Below are 4,297 nucleotides of genomic sequence, written 5' to 3'. Positions count from 1 at the left end.
CTTCCCCTGCTCTACACCGGTGCCTTCGCGGTCATGCTGGTGGAGTCCGGCTTCGTGACGCTCGTTGCGCTCCGGTTCACGGTCGGAACGTGGTTGGAAGGGGCTGCCTCGCCGGGGTGGGAGGCGCTGATCAACGTCGTTCCCGAGCGGAGGCGGGATCAGACCCGGGCCTTCATGCACGGGGGGGCGACCCAGGTGGGGACGGTGATCGCCGGCGTGCTGGCGCTGGTTGGGCAGAACGCACTGACGTTCCGTCAGTTCGCCTTGATCGGGCTCGGTGCGGCCCTCCTCACGGTGGTCGCCGCCATCGGCGTCCGCCGGTCCTACGCCGGCGCGCTCGTCGATGCCCTGCGCGAGGGTCGTCCGGAGGTGTTCGAGGGTCCTGCGGTCCGGCAGTTTCCCATCGAGTTGCCATTTGACGGGGACTCGGCGCGGGTCCTCGGGCGGTCCCTGCGGTCGTCCGACGTTCGAGAGCGCCGGCTTGCGTTCCAGCTGTTGGCCAGCATGCCGGCGGAGGTTCGGCCGGCCGAGGTGGCCGACGGCGCCGCGGACGACGACCCCCTGGTTCGCCTAGCCGCGGTCCCCTTGCTCGACGTCTCCACGAAGACCGGGGAGGAGAAGCTTCTTTCGATGGCCGACGACCCGGATCCGTTCGCCGCTGCCGCGGCGGCCGCTCGTGCCCTGGCCGTCCCCGACAGCGGGCGGCCGGAGTCCCGGCTGCGCGGGCTGCCCGCCCACGGGGACCACCGGGTCAGACGTGCCGCCGTGGAGCAGCTGGCCCTGGCTCCCCCGGCCAAGGCGGCCGAGCTGGCCGCGGAGGCACTCGACGATCCCGAGGCGGAGGTCCGGGCTGCCGCGCTGGAGCGGCTGGCCGCAACCGCGCCCGACCGTGCCTTCAACATCGCGGTCCGTGATCTTCGAGACCCGGATCCTGCAGTGCGGCTTGCGGCCGGGCGCGCGCTCGGCGGGGCTGGGGGGCGGGGTGTGGATCAGGTGCTGGAGGCGCTGCGAAGCCCAGACACGGCGGACGGCGCGGTGGAGGCGGTCCGCCGATTGGAGCTTGACGGTGATGGTGATCGCGTGCGGGCCTTCATCCGGTCGGGAGCCGACCGCGCCAGGCGCGACCGGGAGCTCGCCGCCGCGATTCCCTCTGACGACGAGACCGCCCGGCTCCTTCACGATGCGGTCCTCGGCCGCGGACGAGCGGTCGCACGCTCCGCGCTGTGGGCCGCGACGATGCTCGCAGGCCGGCGGGCCGAGATGGAGACAGCGATCGAGAACCTCGACGGTCCTCCTGATCAGATGGCGACCGCCCTGGAGACCCTGGAGGCAGCCGGCGATCCGGGGCTCGTTCGCCCGCTCTTGGCTCTCTGGGAGCCGGCCGCCCCTCCGCCACATGCGGAGGACTGGCTGTCTCTGGCACACAGCGACGACGACGAGTTCATCAAACGATGCGCGGACCTGGTGCGCGCCGGACGACAAGGAGATCACATGGCGGGCACCGTCGCGGCACTCTCAACGATCGAGCGCGTCTTGTTCCTTCGCAATGTCTCGTTGTTCACCGGTCTCTCGCCGCAGGACCTCGAGCGCGTCGCGCTGCTCACCGAAGAGCGTGGATTCGCCGACGGCGAGGTGATCGCATCCGAGGGCGAGCTGGGGGACGAGCTGTATATCGTGATCGACGGCACGATCCGTGTGGTCCAGGACCGCGGCAGCACGGAGAACGAGTTGGCCCGCCGGGCAGCAGGCGACGTGGTCGGGGAGATGTCGCTCATCACCCAGTCACCCAGGATCGCATCGCTTGTGGCGGACGGCGCGGTGCGGACGATCCGGCTCAGCCGTCGTGAGTTCGAGAGCATGCTCCGAGAGCGCCCAGGTATCGCCATGGCCGTGATGCGGGTGCTCGCAAACCGGCTCGCCGAGGACGCAAGTCGGCACCGTGAGGGTGGGCAGGAAGTCTGACCGGAAGACCGCAGCGGCCCTGGGAGCTGGAGGAATGCCGAGACGGTTCTGCACGAGCCCGGCTGGAACCGAAAGCTCATGCCCGCTTGGGGGACCGCTACGAGCACCCCACGAACTCTCCAGGCCCTAGGGCAAAGACATCCGCGCTTGGATCAAGACCTGGGACGAAGATCCCAGGCCGTTCACCCGGGTCAAAAGCGCCGACGAGATCCTCCAACGGCTCGCCTCATGTATGAACCGGGTTGCTGATTTAAGGACACCAGCTCACGGGATCAGCTCGAACATGGCCATCATCCCCGCGGCGTGGTGCTCGAGGATGTGGCAGTGGTACATCCAGCTGCCTGGGCGGTCGTCGGGCAGCCAGGCGATTCGGACGCGGCCCTGGGCGGGGACGTTGATCGTGTCTTCCCAGGACAAGAACTCCGGTGGCGCCCCGTTGACCTCGATGACCTGGAAGAAGAAGCCATGGAGGTGGAAGGGGTGGTCCATCTTCGTCTCGTTCACCACGTCCCATACTTGGAGTTCCCCGACGTGGACGGGGTCGGCATGGTGATGCGCCTCGCCTTCGACCATCCAGTCGACGCCGTGGCGCAGGCTCGTCCGGGCCTGGAGCGGCACGGTCCGATTCGGCGTCACCTCTCCGGTAACGAGCGGCTTGATGGTCCGCAGGGTCGCCGGGATCTGCGCGCGTGAGGGCGCAGGACTGCCGACCCGAACGGTCGCGTACCGCCCTCCGGGCTCTTTCACCATGCCGCGGCTATATGGCAGGGATTCCAGCCCCAGGGTCTCTCCTTCGGCGAAGGGACCGACGGCCAGCTCGACCCGGTCCGCGGGCGCGAGGAGAACGTGTTCAGCCGTCACCGGCTTTGGTATCAGGCCGCCATCGGTACCGAGGATCGTGAACGGCCGGGACCCGACCGAGAGGAGCACGTACCGGGAGCTGGAGGCGTTGAGGATGCGCCAGCGCTCGACCTGGCCGGCGGCGATCTCCAGTTCGGGCTCCGCCTGGCCGTTCACCAGGCGCGTGTCGCCCCGCCGGCCTTCGTGCCGCTCTTTGAAGCCCCCGAAGCGGGCGAGGTTGCCCTTGCGGCCGAGCTTGAGATCGTCCAGCACGAGCATCCGCTCGCCGTCGAGCTGAGGCTCGTCGTGGCCGCGCACGAGAAGCGCCCCGTACAGGCCCTTCTCCAGCTGCACGGTCTCGTTCACGTGGGGGTGGTACCAGAACGTCCCCGCATCCGGCAGCACGAACCGGTACTCAAACGTGTCCCCCGGCTGGATGGGCTGCTGCACCAACTGAGTGCCGTCCATATCGGCGGGGACGCGCAGTCCGTGCCAGTGAATGCTCGTCGGCTCGGGAAGGGCATTGGTCAGGTCCACGACCAGCGTGTCGCCGACGTCCGCCACGATGGTGGGGCCGGGCACCTGCCGATTGAACCCATACCCCGGCACCACGTGGCCTGGCGCGATCTCCCATTCGGTCTCGGCGGGCTCAAGCCGTACGTTCACCGTCTTGCCGGTGCCCGCTATGTTCGCATTCATCGATCCCGTCCTTCCTTCCCCCCTCTCTCGCGGATCCACCGAAGATGCAGACTTGACGACGAGGCTGGCGCCTGAGCCCGAGATTACGCCCGACGTGGGGAGGCCGTTGTGACCGGGGATGCAACCGATGGCAGCACGCAGCTCGACGAGGTCGCCCGGCGCGCGAACGTGCCGATCGAGTTCGTCCGCCGCCTCGCAGCCCTTGATGTGCTGAGCGACGACCTTTCTACGGCCGTCAAACGAGAGCTTGGCCGGGTGCGGCTGCTGTACGCGTGGTCGCAGGCCGGGTTTCCGCCCGAGACCATCATGCGTCTCGTCAACCGGAAGGCCCTTTCGATCACGTTCCTCGACGCGCCCGCCGTTCAGGCGCCCCGACGGCTCGACAGCCTCTACGAAGACGCCGCCGCCGAGCACGGCGTCCCCGAGTCACTCATGGAACGCCTCCACCAGTCGATCGGCTTCGAGCCGCCGAACCCGCACGACCGCGCCGGAGAGGACGACCTCGCGCTGCTCGACGTCATGGAACTCTTCCGAAGTGTGGACGTCCCGGACGAAGCGACCATTCGGCTGTTCACCGTCTATGCCGACGCAGCGCGCAGGGTCGCGAAGGCCGAGGCCGAGCTCTACGAGGCGAACATCGAAGAGCACCTGCGAGCGAGCGGCATGACCCAGCGAGAGATGATCGAGTTCAGCACCGTTTTCGGCAACCGCGTCTCCGCGGCGCTGGAGAAGGCGCTCGTCATGGTGTACCGGCGACACCGGGTCCATGCGTGGACCGAGCACTCCGTGAAACATG

The 4,297-nt window shown here is 68.6% G+C and carries 3 protein-coding genes; 2 read left to right on the top strand and 1 reads right to left on the bottom strand.

Annotated features, from left to right (window positions below; all coding sequences use genetic code 11):
* Positions 1-1,962 (top strand): Crp/Fnr family transcriptional regulator (locus ACTHL9_RS01540; RefSeq protein WP_440516866.1); only part of this gene is annotated, 1,962 nt, incomplete at its 5' end.
* A 264-nt stretch (positions 1,963-2,226) separates the two neighbouring features.
* Here the strand turns inward: ACTHL9_RS01540 and ACTHL9_RS01535 are convergent.
* Positions 2,227-3,501 carry a multicopper oxidase family protein gene (locus tag ACTHL9_RS01535; protein ID WP_440516865.1) on the bottom strand — a complete coding sequence of 425 codons (1,275 nt, stop codon included), beginning with the start codon at positions 3,499-3,501 and terminating at the stop codon, positions 2,227-2,229.
* A 108-nt stretch (positions 3,502-3,609) separates the two neighbouring features.
* Between ACTHL9_RS01535 and ACTHL9_RS01530 the strand changes: the two genes are divergently transcribed.
* Positions 3,610-4,297: hypothetical protein (locus ACTHL9_RS01530; RefSeq protein WP_440516864.1), on the top strand; the 688-nt coding region annotated here is incomplete at its 3' end.

Origin of the sequence: Sinomonas sp., from assembly GCF_051955515.1 — a bacterium.
Classification (GTDB): Bacteria; Actinomycetota; Actinomycetes; order Actinomycetales; family Micrococcaceae; genus Sinomonas.
Note: the sequence above shows the minus strand (reverse complement) of the source record. Positions and strands in the feature narration are given on the sequence as shown.